This is a genomic window from Paenibacillus sp. J22P15 (assembly GCF_056269345.1).
In genome coordinates this window covers 131,367-146,218 of the sequence record NZ_JBWDNT010000012.1, presented here as the reverse complement: position 1 = coordinate 146,218, position 14,852 = coordinate 131,367, and the positions used below count along the sequence as shown (strand labels likewise).

Genomic DNA, 14,852 nt, shown 5'->3' with positions numbered 1-14,852 from the left:
GCACAGTTCAATCCCCAATTTCCTCAGAGTCCAATCGAATCTAATAATCTATGAATATTCTATATTATCTTAAAACAAGGAGATGATTTGTATGTGGAACGACAACTGCAATAAAAGAGAGAAAAAAAATGTTAAAGTTATTTTTGTTAAACCTGGTGAAAAAGTTCTTATTATCGGTAAAAAGAAGCATCGTAAGCATCGCACATGTAAACATTTTTGGTAATACGTTTTGGGGTGCTTGATCATTCAAGCGCTCTTACATACTCTAATATTCAATGAAGCACCTACAATTTCTATTATTTCAACCAACTTGGCGCCCACCAGTTCCATTTGCCAAGCAGCATCATCAAGGACGGTACGAGCACCATTCTGACGATCGTTGCGTCAATAAAGATAGCAGTCGCGATCCCGATCCCCAGCTGCTTCACGCCAACTACTTCACCGAATGCGAAGGGTGCGGTGACAGCTATCATAATTGCTGCTGCTGCGGTAATGATATGACTGACTGAAGACAGCCCTTTCCGTACAGCTTGCTCATTGCTGCGCGTCCTGTGATATTCCTCACTAATTCGCGAGATAAGAAATACGCCGTAGTCCATACTGATACCGAACACAAGACCAAATATAAACACCGGTATCATGATGGCGATGCTGCTCGGCGCCATCCCCATACGTCCATCCATGAAGATCCAAGCGAGAATGCCAAAAGATGCTCCTATGCTCAGAAGATTAAGGAGAATGGTTTTGAGGGCAATGAGAATGGAACGGAAAGAGATAAAGAGTACGATGAAATTCGAAATAAATAGAAAGAGAAGCACGTAACCCAAGCTGCTAAAAATATGATCAAACACTTCCTGCTCGTATTTGGCCTCCCCGCCGAGCAAGAAAGATAACTTCGACGACTCCCCTCTTCGCTCCCACTCCTTAAGCCAATTCATCACTGCTCGGGAAGATGGTTCACCCGCTACGGTAACCTGCAGCAGCATTTTATTATTTTTCAGAAATGGTTGAAGGGCACCTTCGTACTTCTTTTTTTGCAGCGGTCTCTGAACGATGGTGAACCATTGCTCGGGTGACATAGGGAGCGCGGAGAACACTGATTCGACCCTTATTACATTCGGATCACGTTTGAATCGCTGCATCAGTTCATATGCGTCAATCCAATCCGCTTGTTCAAGAAACAGCGCATTTCCTTCCGCGATGACCCATACCTTTGAAGTCGAGGGCAACTCGAACGTATTCGCATACGTTTCCGCAGCCTGACGAGACGCATAGCTCATAGGCAATGAAGATTCATCTGGAACAGCAGTCTTCATCCCGCTCAAGGGAAGAACGCACAGCATTAATAAGCCTCCGGCCAGCAAGCCCATGACAATTGGCCTCCCTATGACAAACCCTGCAATCCCATTCCATATAGTTGAACCGTTGGATCTAAGCGGACGCTTCCTTACCGTTTGCAGCACTGGCAAACAGAGTGCAAGAAGAGCAGGCAGCAGTGCAAATGTGAGGAGCAGCGATACAGCCACTACGACCATCGCTCCAAGCGCAATGGATGAGAACATCGGCAGTGGAATCCAGACGAAACTTAACAAGCCTAAAATGACGCTGGCCGCCGATACAAAAACAGCTCTTCCAGCTGTCTTCATCGTTGCAGAGAGCGCCTCTTCCGGAAGCTTGTTTACTCGAAGCTCCTCACGAAATCGACTGACCAGCATAAGTGCAAAATCGATGCTCAGTGCAAGCCCCACCATAGGAATAACGTTTAGAACAAAATTAGACAGCGCCAGTTTCAAACCCATTTCATACATGATGCCCATTGCAATCGTTACTCCCGTTATCCCAATAACGATGGGAAGCAAGGCGAGAACGATTTTACGAAATACTAGCCAAAGAATCAATAAGGCAAGCGGAATGCCTAACAGCTCTGCCTTGGCCAAATCTCTATGACTAGCCTCATTCACATCTGCTTGGACGACGGATTTTCCCGTTACCTTGATCGAAATTCCACTGTAGGTCGGCAAAAGACGATTAAGCAGTTCCAGCTTATCCTTCATCCGATAGGGCGGATCATTGAAGGATAGAAGCGCGTACGCATGATTTCCTTTTAACATCTCCTGCCGCTCAAGCGGAGACACAATTCCTTTTATACCGCCTACTCCACTAGCCTGCTCCATCGTTTGTCCAATAAACCAACGAAAGCGTGAATTTGATACGTTATCCGCTTTCTCGAACAGCAGCATTACTGGGGCATCTGAGACATTAAAGTGAGAGGCAAGCACCTGCTGCACCTGAGCATAGGTACCTTTTTGCGGATACAAGCCATGATCTTGAACGACGGAATCAAGCTTAAAGGCTTGAGCGCCAATAACTATTAGCACAACTGTCCATAAGATGATGCACACTCGTGGAAATCGGAAGGATAGCAGCGCTAGGCCGTGCATTCCCATGAATATGCACCTCCCGTAGTCGAATCCATTCGTGCTCTTTACACATTGCTCTTACATTCTGAAAGGCTTTATCCTAGACGCTCGAAAAAGTCTCTGCACTAACGGAGGCGATATTCGCGCAGCACTCGGCAGCCAATCAGAAACGGTTGGCATACGGAATAACCATTGCAGAAAGCTGCCCCACCGCAGCGGTCCTTCAAATTCACGTTTGATCGACCTCGTGTAGGCATGCTGCCAAGCCTCCAACGAAAGATTCCCGCGCAAATAGCTGTCTGCTAGGGGCGCGCATATCGCGGCGGACCTCAGCGCCATGGACATTCCATCTCCGCATAGCGGTGGAAGCATTGCAGCTGTATCTCCGAGGAGCGGCATTTGATCCCATGCGAGCGGCTTATGGTTCAAATATACAGGTGCGACAGCAACCTGCGATCCAGAAATTGGCTCTGCATGTGCAAGCTTCCCGTTCAGCTTCGGATTTCGCCTTGCTGCAGCGTTTATAATCGCCAGTATTGTTTTGCCCGCATTTGCAAATGCGTCACGCTCAAGCAGTGCCGATGCATTAACAAGTCCGCCTTCTATGGGACATAACCCTAAGTAACCGCCTCGGAAAAAATAAAGCTCAACGACCGGCTCCATGACAATGCCGCGAAAATGTGATTTTACCCCCATATACGAGTGTTTCGCTGTATGGGCGGGGCGATAACCAGGCAATGCTGCATACTTATTTGCTCCCCAAGCGGCGATGACGGTACGCGCTTCAATGGAACTGACCTCGCCGCTTTGCTTTGTTTCAATTATGTAACCTCGGTCGGTTGGGATCACAGCCGTCACTGTTGTTCCCATCTGAAGCCTTGCCCCTGCTTGCTGGGCGGCTTGATGCAGCTCCGCATCGAGCGAATAACGACTCAGACCCCATGCCGCGCTTTGAAGCGGAATATTCACTTCAGCACCATTTTCAAAAACTAATCGTATTCGTTCAATCGTGCTGGGCTGCAGGCTTTGTACAGACTCGATGATGCCAAGCGCTTGCAGCGTACTTTGTGCTTCCGGTGAAAGAAACTCCCCGCATACCTTATGCCTTGGGAATGACTGACGATCAAGGAGCAGCGTCTCCCATCCCTTGTCGGCAAGCGCTTTGGCTAGACCGCTCCCAGCAACGCCTGCTCCCAGCACGGCTGCATCAAGAATATGCGTCATTGTGCTCAGCTCCGCCCCATCGACTTGTCTCAGACTTCCCAATGACGACCGCATATCGGAACAAAGGCCTCCATTTGTAGCAGATGGCAGCAATGCCGAGTTTTTGCCCAAGACGCTTCCAATCTTTCGCACGAAAGCCTTTAGCAACTGACAAAGGACCATCATTCAGAAGATAACGATTTGACGAGATAATCCGAGTCGTCAGCCATACCGCAGCCCATGCAATCCAGTGACGATGGATGTCGTTTATCACAATGCCAAGTCTCGAAGCCTTAAGCATGCTCATGGCTGCATTCGGAAGCTCTTCCTCGGCAAAATGATGCAGAAACTGAGTTGCAGTCACGATGTCCGCGCACCCTTCATCTAAAGCAAACAAATCACCTTGCCGAACTGTTACTCTAGACTCATGTTGAAAAAAAAGCCTCGCTTCCTTGCAAGCTTCCTCCGTCACATCCACTAGCTGAATCGTCATCGCTATTCCCTGCTGATCCGCCCAATTTAGGAGTCGTCTATTCACATCGCCAGAGCCCGCTCCAATATCCAGAATGGTCAGGCTTTTCGGTTTATTCGCCTGCTCCCACAGCTGCTTTACGCCATAAAGAGTAGGTGCAGCTGCTACAAAAATACGATTTAGCAGACGAAGCTGCCTCAAAGCTTGTCGCAGCTCAGTCCCGCCAATTGAAAAATCGTCCATCAATTCAGCAGTCTCGGCCCGCTCGCGCATATGTCTAGACATACGCCCCGTCCGAGATTTGCTCCTGCTCCGATGTACGTACTGCGGGAACATACGCAATCTTGATCATCTCAGCTGTGAGGCCAGGACCGAAAGCGAGTGCAATGCCGCTTACAGGCTCCGAGCCCGTTTCTTGAAGATGCTTTCTCATCGCGTTCAATACAAATAGAATCGTCGCAGAGGAGACATTCCCATAATCGCGCAGCACGCCTAGGCTATGCTTGGTTTGTTCATCAGTCAGCTCAAACTTATTTTGCAAAATATCAATAATACCTTTGCCTCCCGGATGGATCGCCCAAAGCTCCAGCTCTTCATCACCGCATAGCTGCTCTACTTGCGCAGGTATAAACTCGCCGATTAGCTTTGGAATATGCGGAGAGAGGTACAGATCAAAGCCGTGGTTGCCTACCTCCCACACCATCTCTTCTTCACAATCTGGCAGCAGAACAGAACGTTCTTCACCGAGTGCAAATATAGGACTGTGATGAGGCTTGGCCGCACCAATTACACAGGCGGAGGCTCCGTCTCCGAAGAAAGAAGCAGCGAATAAAGATTCCTTATCGCCTGATGGCTGAATATGGAGTGTACATAGCTCCACACAGACAACAAGTACATGAGCTGAGCTATCATTCGAGACAATTTGGCGCGACAAGCCAATCGCTTTAAGACCGGCAGCGCAACCGAGAAAATTAAGCGGAATACGGGTTATCGTAGGAGCCAGTCCTAAATGATGAATGAGAGCTGCATCCATGCCGGGCAGAAACTGGCCGGTACAGCTAACCGTAATGAGATGCGTTACCGCAGCAGTGTCAACCTCTCCATCTGCCAAGGCTTGTCTAGCTGCATGAAGCCCAAGCGGAACGGATTCACGCTTATATACACCCATGCGTTCCGCCGTCGAAGGAGCAGCTTCAGCGGAAACGCTCGGCAAGTAGCGGCATTCGGCCGCTTCGGCGAGCAGGTTCGGTTCACATGTATAGCGGCTTTGCACACCGCATTGCTTAAAAATCCTTCTCCCCCAGCGGGCTGAATCCGGTTTATCACTTAACGCGTCCACCAGCCTCCGCGCAGTATCTGCTTGATCAACGAGATATGGCGGAACTGCTGTACCAATCCCTAATATCGCTATGCATGATTGCGAATGTTCCATATTGAAAAATCCCACCCTCTCTGGTAAAGTCTAAACGGACAAGTTTTCTACTTAAAACAAGTCTATTCAACGCTTCTCTTCGATATGCAGGTGAATGTTACAGGCTTTCTCCATCATTTGTAATAAACTTGAAATCTAATTTTCATCTTGTTTTAATGAAAGCCTACTATAATAAAAACAACCCCCTTTTGTAATATATATAATGAAGACCCACAGCACCGAATGCTGTGGGTCTCTTTTTGTTTTCTATTTCGTCATTCAGGTTCACGTCGAATTGTTGTACTGCTAAGGATGAGTAAGCTCGACGAGCACAACCTCCGGACGATTAAACAGCCTTTGTGGAATAATACTGTTACCAAGGCCGCGGCTGACAATCATCGTTGTATTGCCGTCTACGTATTTGCCTCCGTCATACTTCGGCAAGAAGCCTTGCCCTGGAGCAACCAGTCCACCTAGAAAAGGCAGCCGCACCTGACCGCCATGTGCATGTCCGGAGAAAGTAAAGTCGATGTTATTTTGCTTGTATACTGAGAAAAGCTCAGGACGATGCGACAAAAGAACGGTGAGCATATCGGAGCCGCTCTGCGCTTCTGTTGCTTGCAGCGCTGTTGCTATATGCTCATTTAGCTTGGCGACATCTCCATCCGCCTGCTGGTTGAACACCGGATCATCCACGCCGGCGATACGAATCTCGCCTTCTCCCAGCTTTATTACCTCGCTAGTGTTACGCATCACATGGACGCCTAGCTCCTTTAACCCCTTCTCTAGAGCAGGAAACCTAGAGCCATATTCATGATTGCCTGTTACGTAATAAACGGGGGCAAGCTCAGTCATTTTCCGCATCATTGTAAGGCTAATTTCCGCATTGTACTTTCGGCTGTCGACCAGATCACCTGTCATCACGATAAGATCAGGCTTTAGCTTGCTCACCTTGCGGGTGATCGTCGCCTGCTCCTTGCCAAAGGATTTGTTATGAAGATCCGTCAAATGAACAATTCGATATGAGCTGACTCCCTCAGGAAGCTTAGCCGAGCTCAGCTTATATTTCGTAATTCCGATCGCATTGTTCTCAAAGTAGAGAAAAGCAACGACAACAACAATGAACAGCGGTATGATCCATAATAATCTTTTTTTGGTTAAGCGCATAAGTGCAAAACTCCTTACTTCTTATCGATGACTGGTCGAATCTATTTCATCTAATAGACTATTAACGGCATGAATAACCGCATCCGGTCTATGAATATGAATAAAATGCCAGCTATCCTCGACTATAATCTGATTTGTGTGGCTGGTCAAATGTACCAGCTTCTGTTGACCCTGCTGCCATTCCTCATTTTGTTTGCCTGCACTTAATACGATGACAGGCCAGTCCTGCTTCAGCGGCTGAGCAGCCTTTAATTGGAGGCTGCTTTCTGTTGTACTGAGCAGCTCTGCGTATACGGCCCTATAAGCCTTGGTCTGATAACCAGGGTTACTTTGGTGCTGTAAGCGCATATGTGCGCTTACAGCATATTCCTGAGCTGGCTCACCAGCCAACGCACCCTATTAAGCACCTATATGTTCTTACAGGCCACAAACTCGGGTTACTTTGGTGCTGTAAGAGCATATGTGTATTTACAGTGATATTTCGAGCTGGCTCACCAGCTAATTCCCCCTAATAAGCACCTATATGTGCTTACAGGCAGCAAACTCGGGTTACTTTGGTGGTGTAAGAGCATATGTGCGCTTATAGCGTTATTTCGAGCTGGCTCACCAGCCAATCCCACCTTTTAGTAACGACTTCTCCTTGCTCCAATTATTTCGCTCTCTGCTTCGATAAATTCCATGATTGCCACTTACTATGCTTATGGGCCTTATCCTGAAGCCTATCAATTACTTCGTTTAGCCCCTTCAACTGCGGGTGCTTGGACTGCAGCTTCAACAGCGCCGGCGCTGCATCTGTGGATAACGTGCCAAGATAAGCGATGTCAATTTTGCCCGTTCGCTCGTACCGATCACCATTATTCGCAGCAATTCGCGCATCTAGATTGACATAGTTCATAACGACGAAAGCTATTATCGATACGCATATATAAGCCTTTCCCATAGAGAAACTCTCTTTCCAAATACGGTACAATGCAATGACGAGCAAAATTCCCAAATATACCATAAATCCATGCACGAGCAATCTCGTCTGTGTGAAGCCGTAAGCTTCTTCATATAATGAAAGTCTGCTGTACGCCGATATAAGCATAACGACTGTACAGCCTATAAGCACGGTTAGCGACAGCTTACGAATCCACTCCGCTGCTGCGCTTGTTCGCTTGATGAGATGCAAGCCGCACATAAGCAAACCGACATTGATGAGCACAACCATAACTAATTCCGCAAAACCTCTGCGTGCGTATTCCGCATACGCCGCTCCCTCCGGAAGCAAGCCATTTGCCGCTCCGAATAAATAAGAGAATTGAATAACGACAAACAATACGTAAACGAGATTGATGCTGATAAGCAGAGTGCCTGCAATGATAGGATCGATTTCAATTCGTCCGTTTGGCTGAGTCCCGGCAGCCTGTGGATTTGTGGTTGATTCACTAGTTGTATCCGATGATTTATTGAAGAGCAAGCCCCATATGTAGCAAAAAGCATAAAATGCAAAAAATGCAGCTACTACAATGCGCCAGATGCTGTTTCCTAAGGAGAAACGAGCCATCACCTCTGGAATTTCAAGCAGCCATGAGAGAAAAATTCCATCCGCTGACGCCAGCAATGCAACGACGACAATGAGTATCGGTGCCGATAGCAGCAAGCCTAACGATATTTTACCGAGCTTGCTTCTCGCCGAATTCTCCCCCTTCTCTTCCCCTTTCAGACGATCATTAAGCATGTTGAAGGGCACGCCGATAAATGCAAAAGGCTTCACTAGCGCAAGAAATAAAAGCTCCGTATAAAATATTCCTCTGTACCATGGCTTTACACTGCTGCTCGTCATGAGTGCTGTTTGTGAAACGATCAGTGCAAATAAAGCAAACATATTTAACTGTCGAAACAGATGATTATCATAGAGACCATAGGTTAGCGTCAGCAGAAAAATGGGAATGAACAGCAGCCAGCCTGATCTCACTTGCCCTTGCCATTTCTCAAATCCGCCCATCCTCCCTTTAACAGAGTAAAAGAACAAGCCATAAAAGCTAGCAATGAACACCATAACTGAAATGCCCGCAGAAGCTCCTACAAATAAATATTGACTAATTAGACCGAACAAAAGGGCAAGAAGAAACATTTTTTCATATTTTTTTTGCCATGGTGCCGGATCTCTCATTTCACTCACTCCATCTTCACAATCAATTTGTTAAATATCTCCTTTTATTGTAACCTATAAAACAAGAACAAAAAGTGTAAGTTATAATTGGAAAATTTCATATTTTTGAGATAGGGGTATTTTGCATGAAAATCCGTAGGCATTATCTTGCACTTAGGCGTTCATATCCTAGTGTTCAAGAGAATTCCCCCTTTGAGGTCACGACGCAGGAGCTTGCAGATTTGCTCGATTGCACACATCGGAATATGGTACTTCTTTTGAAGCGAATGCAGCAGGAGGAATGGCTGGTCTGGGAGCCGAAGAGGGGGCGAGGCAATCGTTCAGCACTCTCCTTCCTCGTAAGCAAGGAGCAAGTCGCGCTGGAGGAGGCGCAAGAAATGATGCAAAAGCAGGATTTGCATTCGGCGCTGGATTTGCTCCAGCAGCTCGAAGAATCTCCGTTGCTGCGTGATCAATTTCAGGAATGGCTATCCGGTCAATTCGGATTTCATTCCGAAGTGCAAGGCAAGCGGCGCACCGATATATTGCGTTTCCCGCTGCCGCAAACGATCTACTCCCTAGATCCGGCTGCCATCCATTATACGGGCGAGTCACATCTCGTTAATCAAATCTTCGATGGTCTCGTTCGCATCGATCCAAGAGGCGAGCAGATTATGCCGCAGCTTGCGCATGCTTGGGAGATCGATAACTCGCGAACGCGCTGGACCTTTTATTTGCGTAAAGGGGTTCTGTTTCATCATGGCCGTGAGCTTGATTCCTCTGACGTCAAGTATTCGCTTGAGCGGCTGAAACGGCTGGCGCCACAAGGGCTTTACAGCTGGGTTTACTCCGATATCGTCTCAATGGACACGCCGGATGATACAACGATACGTATTCAATTATCCGAGCCCAACGAGGCGTTTCTCGCTTTTCTGACGACCAATCGTGCTTCCATCGTTCCTCAAGATGCCTGCGCTGCGGCTGGAGAACAATTCGGCGCCAAACCGATCGGTACGGGGCCGTTTCGATTCACTGGGAACGAGCAAGGCGTTTGGATATTAGAGGCTTTCGCCGCGTATTTTCATGGCAGAGCCTTTCTTGATCGGGTAGAAGTGTGGACGCACGCAGAGGAAGCCACTCGTGAGAAGCATGCAGAGCTGCAATCGTTTCAGATTATGCACAATGCAAGGTTATCCGATAGAGCAGCTGAAAGATGGCAGCAGGTCAGACAGTCTGGCATGACCTGTAAGTTCATCACCGTAAATGAACAAAAGCACGGTTTACTCGCAAATCCCGCGATTCGAGCGGCAATCAACCTTGCTATTGAACGATCGGAGCTTCTCAAGCTGCTGTCCGGCGATGTTATCGAGGGCGTTGACAGCTTCTGGCCTGATCAAGCGGAGCAGTTGCTGGATGCAGCACCTGCTGATTGGAGCGCAATTAAGTGCGAGCTTGCCCGCTCCGGTTACGATGGGGAGACGCTAGTTCTAGCTACGATTCCGCAGTATGCGGCTGATGCAGAAATCATTCAGCAGGTATGTGCCAAGTCAGGCATACCGCTGCAAATTAGCCTCATTCCTGCTGAACAATTTAAAGGGACAGCGCGCATGTCCGCCGATCTGCTTCTCTTCGCTGTCATGCTGGACGAGCATCGCGAGCTTAGGCTCATCGATTTGTACAAAAGCATGCAGCAGCATGCGCTGCCGGAGGTTCACGATATGCTGGAGCGCAGCATTCAATCGATATTGAGCGAGCCGGATCGAGCACGTCGAGAAGCGATATTCATCGCTATTGAAGCTGAGCTTAAGGACAGGCATAGCCTGTATTTCCTCTACCGCAAGCATTTGAAAACGGCGTTCCATCCTTCTGTGCGCGGCATTTCACTAGAATCGCTAGGCTGGGTAAGGTTTCGCGATATTTGGTTTACTTAAGATGAATGTTTCAACTTCTATGGCTGCATACTGAGAATAGGAGGGAAAATATAATGCGCTTGTTCGTTGCAATACCGATACCGCAATTTGTTTCTAAGGAGCTTGAAGGCTGGGCCAATGATCATAAAAACGATCTGCCTTTCCGTAAATGGACACATCCAAGTGATTACCATATTACGCTTCAGTTTCTAGGCGAAACGTCTGCTAAGCAGCGCGAAGAGCTAGTAGCTGCTCTACAGAAAGTACAGGCAAATGTGATTACATTAACTTGGAGCGGAATCGGAACATTTGGCTCGCCCGCTTCTCCACGCGTTCTTTGGGGTGCTGTTAGTGGAGACTTAAAAGGACTTTCTGCTCTTCACAAAGAGATTGTTAGAGCAACGAGCTCCGCTGGCTTCGTGCCGGAAGATCGTCCCTACTCGCCGCATATCACGCTTGCCAGAGGCTTCGCTGACTCTAACAAAATGCCGATTGAAGCTGCAACGTCTATTGCCTCATCGCATAGCTTTGAGATCGATCAGTTTGTGCTCATGCTTACCCATATGAACGAGTCCCCTATGTATGAGGTCATTGATCGCTTTCCGTTAATCAAGCATGAATGAGGCTTAACTGTTGTCGAAATAACGATGATCAAGCAGAGCGGCTACCGGCGTTCGCAGCGGCCAGCCGCTTTTTCTGCGCAAACCTACTCGTAAATCCCTTCATGCTCCAACATCCTCCGGCGTCACCCCTCATGGACGTTCGCCATCATACGAATCACCATAACCACGATGGGGCTTTGCATACCAGCAATTCATCCCGTACGTATTATTACATTACGCTTGAATTCGATAACGGCGTTCGTAAAGAGTATGTAGACGTCAAAAATTTGTACGGCTTAGTTGTAGAGGGCGACACAGGATATGCCGCAGTCCAAGGGGATTGGATCGTTGCTTTTGAACGAAATAATAATGTAAACAGGACTGACCCCATAGCGTGAGACAAATTAAAACACCTTTAACCGTTCCCCATTATCCTCATTTTCACTTTATATTGCCTTGGGGTGCAGCCGACGTATCGTTTGAACAGCTCGTAGAAATGGGCCATATTTTCAATCCCCACAGCTCTGGCAATGTCCGTGACATTCTTACTGCCGGTCACCAGCATTCTTTCCGCTTTGGCGATTCGCTTGCGGTTGACGAAATCCGTAAAGGATACCCCGACCTTTTTCTTGAAGTATTTAGAGAAATAAACGTAGCTCATGCCGACGATTCGGCTGACCTCCGCCATATTGATTGTCTCGGCCAGATGCTCCTCGACATACGCCGCAACGGGACGGAGTACATCCGCATCTACATCTTCGTGCGCCAGCAGGAGCTCTAGGTCGTCGTTCCTCAGCAGGGTTAGAAGCAGATGTTTAATATGCATACTGACGGCGATTTCGTATCCTTTTTTCTTATGCATGACTTCCTCATGGAGGTGCAGCAGAATCGATCCGACCTCTTGCTGGACGCTCCTAGACTTTTGAAAGATATAGTTCAACTCTTCTAGAGGGTTCAATATTTCCATGAAATGTCTCGTGTAGTGCATCATCGCCGGATCAAAATAAGGTTCCAAATTCACATGCAGCACGAGATATGTGACCCTCTCCCCCGCTTGAGAACGGCTCCTGTGCAGCTGCGAGGAACCGATCACCATCACTTCTCCCGGATGCAGCATGTATCTTCTAGTCGGCGTAAACATCTCATGCACACCTTCAAGAACCAGAATGAACTCTACCTCTTTATGATAATGCCACTTCAGGCTGTCTTCCGTTTCATGACCGCTCTGAGTAAATTTCCATACTTTGATACAGAGCTGAGGATTCTGGTATTCAATCGGTTCCTGAAAAATTTCCACAGCGCCAACCTCCCTCGCTAATCCCGAGAATAAATATGGATACAAAACAGATAAATACCCGCATATACGCATGTCTTTCCCGATTGTATTATTTTTATAGGAGCAAGTAAAGATTTGGAAAAGGAGATGCTAGGATGAAAGTAGCTGTATTGGGTTGCGGGGGGTTAGGACGTGTACATGCCAATGCTTATGCAAAAATGAGCGGCTTGGAGCTGACAGCGGTTTGTGATCAGCAATTCGAGGCGGCGCGCGAGCTTGCCGAGCAAACGGGGGCTCAAGCCTATGTCTCCTTCGAGGAGATGCTGGAACAGGCTGAATTTGATGTCCTCAGCATCACGCTGCCGAGCTTTTTGCATAAAGAGTATACGATTCGTGCCGCGAAATCAGGCAAACATGTAATTTGTGAAAAACCGATTGCACTCCGTTTGGAAGATGCGGAGCAAATGATCCGCTGCTGTGAAGAAAACGGCGTACGTTTGTTCATCGGACATGTGGTGCGTTTTTTTCCGGACTACGTGAACATGAAGCAAGCGTTGGACGATGGAAAATTAGGCCGACCTTGTGTCTCGCATGCCAGCCGCATCGGCCCACACCCCGGGAATACGAAATCCTGGTACAATGACATCGATAAAAGCGGTGGGGCAATCGTTGATCTGATGATCCATGATTTGGATTTTTTGCGATGGGCGCTGGGTGAGGTCAAAAGCGTATACGGGATAAACCGTCGCACAGAACAGCTGGACTACGCATTGGTGACCTTGCAATTCGAAAATGGCGCCGTTGCCAATGTCGAAGCGAACTGGGGCTTTCCCGGGCCGTTTCATACCAAAGCGGAAATTGCCGGGAGCGAAGGCATTGTCATGACAAATAGCCTGAAAAGCAGCTCGCTGCAAATTCATAAGGCTCCTTCCGCCGCAGAGAAAACCGATGCATTCGTGGCCGTGCCGCAAAGTCCCGGCTTTCACAGTCCGTACGAACTGCAGCTTCAGCATTTCATCGCCTGTATCCGTGAAGGCACAGAGGCCCTCGTGACCGCTGAAGATGCGTACAAGGCTCTGGAGCTGGCGCTAGCCGCACGTGAGAGCGCGGTTACGGGAAGAGCCGTTCAGCTTCCACTTGCTACAACTACTATAGGAGGATGAGACGATGAATAAGCTTAAAGTCGGAATGATCAGCTTTGCGCACGGTCATGCGTATTCGTATTTCAATTCCCTGCTCGCTTTACCGGAAGTTGAAGTGACGGCGATTGCCGATCCGGTACATAGCCGGGTGGAAAATCTGATTCGTCAATATCAGTTACCTTATTACGAAAATTACCGGGACATGCTGGAAACCGACATCGATGCCGTCATCATTTGTTCGGAAAATGTCCACCATGCCGTGATGACGATCGATGCCGCCAATAAAGGCAAGCACGTACTCTGCGAAAAGCCGCTCGGACTCTCCGCTGAAGAGATGCACGCTATGACTTCCTCTTGCCGGGCGAACAACGTACAATTGATGACGGCGTTCCCCTGCCGTTATCTGGCCGCCGTCATTCAAGCCAAAAAAGCGGTTGACCGCGGGGAAATCGGCGAGATCGTTGCGATCAAAGGCACGAACCGTGGCAGCCTCCCTAGCGGCTGGTTCGTCGATCCTAAGCTTTCCGGAGGCGGCGCTTTATTTGACCACACCGTGCATGTCATGGATCTCATGCATTGGTTTACCGGCTCCGAGGTGAAGGAAGTTTATGCGTACGCAGCCACACTGTTCAATGAAAACCTGGAAGTCGATGATGCGGGAATGATCCACGTGAAGTTTGCAAGCGGTGCGTTCGGCGTTATCGATACGAGCTGGTCCAGGAGGCCGCCTTTCCCGACATGGGGAGACGTGACGATGGAAATCATCGGAACGCAAGGCGTCATTTCGGTCGATGGGCTGGCGCAAATAAATGAGCTCTACAGCAGTCAAATCGGTAAAGGCCAGTGGAATTATTGGGGGGATAGCATGGATGATCATTTGATCCGCTCCTTCGTGCATGCGCTCCTCCACGGCGAACCCGTTCCCGTCTCAGGTGAAGACGGCTTACGCTCCACCCTGGTGGCGCTGGCCGGGTACCAGTCACTTCGGGAAGGTCAGCCGATCCCGATGTAATTATTAAGGAGGCAGTTACTCATACGGAGCTTTCACCCTAATAATGACGGACAATCTGGGCTTACAATAAGCGAAAGAGGCGCAAAAAAGCGCCTCTTTCGCT

12 protein-coding genes and 1 pseudogene are annotated in these 14,852 nt (G+C 48.4%); 5 read left to right on the top strand and 8 right to left on the bottom strand.

What is annotated here, in order from left to right; all coding sequences use genetic code 11:
* Nucleotides 1-296: 296 nt before the first annotated feature.
* The 7 genes from AC0YN6_RS21530 to AC0YN6_RS21500 form a co-directional block, all read right to left on the bottom strand.
* Nucleotides 297-2,447, bottom strand: coding sequence for an MMPL family transporter (locus tag AC0YN6_RS21530; protein ID WP_475749358.1), 2,151 nt, complete (start codon nucleotides 2,445-2,447; stop codon nucleotides 297-299).
* A gap of 51 nt (nucleotides 2,448-2,498) precedes the next feature.
* A complete protein-coding gene (locus AC0YN6_RS21525) occupies nucleotides 2,499-3,698 on the bottom strand; it encodes an NAD(P)/FAD-dependent oxidoreductase (RefSeq protein ID WP_475749357.1) in 1,200 nt (399 codons plus the stop codon).
* A complete protein-coding gene (locus tag AC0YN6_RS21520; protein WP_475749356.1) occupies nucleotides 3,628-4,380 on the bottom strand; it encodes a methyltransferase domain-containing protein in 753 nt (250 codons plus the stop codon). The genes AC0YN6_RS21525 and AC0YN6_RS21520 overlap by 71 nt, the downstream gene beginning before the upstream one ends.
* The gene (locus tag AC0YN6_RS21515) at nucleotides 4,373-5,527 is read right to left on the bottom strand and encodes a type III polyketide synthase (RefSeq protein WP_475749355.1); all 1,155 of its coding nucleotides are present in this window, start codon (nucleotides 5,525-5,527) and stop codon (nucleotides 4,373-4,375) included. The genes AC0YN6_RS21520 and AC0YN6_RS21515 overlap by 8 nt, the downstream gene beginning before the upstream one ends.
* A gap of 285 nt (nucleotides 5,528-5,812) precedes the next feature.
* Nucleotides 5,813-6,673 (bottom strand): metallophosphoesterase, encoded by an 861-nt coding sequence (locus AC0YN6_RS21510; RefSeq protein WP_475749354.1) that lies wholly within the window; start codon nucleotides 6,671-6,673, stop codon nucleotides 5,813-5,815.
* Nucleotides 6,674-6,694: 21 nt separating this feature from the next.
* A complete protein-coding gene (locus AC0YN6_RS21505; protein ID WP_475749353.1) occupies nucleotides 6,695-7,063 on the bottom strand; it encodes a hypothetical protein in 369 nt (122 codons plus the stop codon).
* A gap of 259 nt (nucleotides 7,064-7,322) precedes the next feature.
* Nucleotides 7,323-8,828, bottom strand: coding sequence for a DUF4153 domain-containing protein (locus AC0YN6_RS21500; RefSeq protein WP_475749352.1), 1,506 nt, complete (start codon nucleotides 8,826-8,828; stop codon nucleotides 7,323-7,325).
* Nucleotides 8,829-8,953: 125 nt separating this feature from the next.
* Here AC0YN6_RS21500 and AC0YN6_RS21495 point away from each other — a divergent pair, with 125 nt between their 5' ends.
* The 3 genes and pseudogenes from AC0YN6_RS21495 to AC0YN6_RS21485 all read left to right on the top strand — a co-directional run.
* A complete protein-coding gene (locus tag AC0YN6_RS21495; RefSeq protein WP_475749351.1) occupies nucleotides 8,954-10,738 on the top strand; it encodes an ABC transporter substrate-binding protein in 1,785 nt (594 codons plus the stop codon).
* A gap of 53 nt (nucleotides 10,739-10,791) precedes the next feature.
* On the top strand, nucleotides 10,792-11,340 hold the full coding sequence (gene thpR / locus AC0YN6_RS21490; RefSeq protein WP_475749350.1) for an RNA 2',3'-cyclic phosphodiesterase: 549 nt from the start codon (nucleotides 10,792-10,794) through the stop codon (nucleotides 11,338-11,340).
* 122 nt (nucleotides 11,341-11,462) lie between these two features.
* Nucleotides 11,463-11,717, top strand: a pseudogene (locus AC0YN6_RS21485) (DUF2500 domain-containing protein); the annotation flags it as partial.
* Between the two features lie 17 nt (nucleotides 11,718-11,734).
* Here AC0YN6_RS21485 and AC0YN6_RS21480 read toward each other — a convergent pair.
* Nucleotides 11,735-12,616 carry a helix-turn-helix domain-containing protein gene (locus tag AC0YN6_RS21480; RefSeq protein ID WP_475749349.1) on the bottom strand — a complete coding sequence of 294 codons (882 nt, stop codon included), beginning with the start codon at nucleotides 12,614-12,616 and terminating at the stop codon, nucleotides 11,735-11,737.
* Between the two features lie 134 nt (nucleotides 12,617-12,750).
* Between AC0YN6_RS21480 and AC0YN6_RS21475 the strand changes: the two genes are divergently transcribed.
* Nucleotides 12,751-13,758 (top strand): Gfo/Idh/MocA family protein, encoded by a 1,008-nt coding sequence (locus AC0YN6_RS21475; protein WP_475749348.1) that lies wholly within the window; start codon nucleotides 12,751-12,753, stop codon nucleotides 13,756-13,758.
* A 4-nt stretch (nucleotides 13,759-13,762) separates the two neighbouring features.
* Nucleotides 13,763-14,749, top strand: a complete 987-nt coding sequence (locus AC0YN6_RS21470) for a Gfo/Idh/MocA family protein (protein WP_475749347.1) — start codon at nucleotides 13,763-13,765, stop codon at nucleotides 14,747-14,749.
* The last annotated feature ends 103 nt before the right edge of the window (nucleotides 14,750-14,852 follow it).